Source organism: Microvirga sp. Mcv34 (assembly GCF_024519725.1).
GTDB lineage: Bacteria > Pseudomonadota > Alphaproteobacteria > Rhizobiales > Beijerinckiaceae > Microvirga.
Genome location: NZ_JALJRK010000284.1, coordinates 1 through 459, shown reverse-complemented (window position 1 = coordinate 459; position 459 = coordinate 1). Strand labels below are relative to the sequence as shown.

Genomic DNA, 459 nt, shown 5'->3' with positions numbered 1-459 from the left:
CTGAAGTGCAGACCGCCCAAGGAAAGCTCTATCTGTTTGTGGCCATCGACCGCACTGGATTTGCTCCGATTGAGTGGAGAGCGGTTCGTTAGCTATCCGGCGAGCCTTTCGAACTGAGCCGGGCTGAGATAGTCGAGCGTCGAATGACGCCGGACGGGGTTGTAGAAGCCGTCGATCTAACGGCCGATCGCCTGCTTGGCCTCGGCTCTGGTTTGGAAGACGGTGCGCCAGACCAGCTCGGATTTCAAGCTCTTGAAGAAGGTCTCGACCACCGCGTCATAACAAGGGCCAGGCCCTCCAGGCGGCTCTGACATTCTCACAATCGTAACAGTTTCCCTTCCCGGACATCGAGATCCGGATGCCGTGCTTCCCCAGCTCGGCCTGATACTCGATCGAACAGTATTGGACGGATTCAAACAGTCGTCGCAACACCCTGAAGGAGGAGGTTGCGATGAGCAT

The 459-nt window shown here is 57.3% G+C and carries 1 pseudogene; it reads right to left on the bottom strand.

Annotation, left to right across the window (positions count from 1 at the left end):
• Window positions 1-92 precede the first annotated feature (92 nt).
• Window positions 93-459: pseudogene (locus OC446_RS30625) on the bottom strand (IS3 family transposase); the annotation flags it as partial.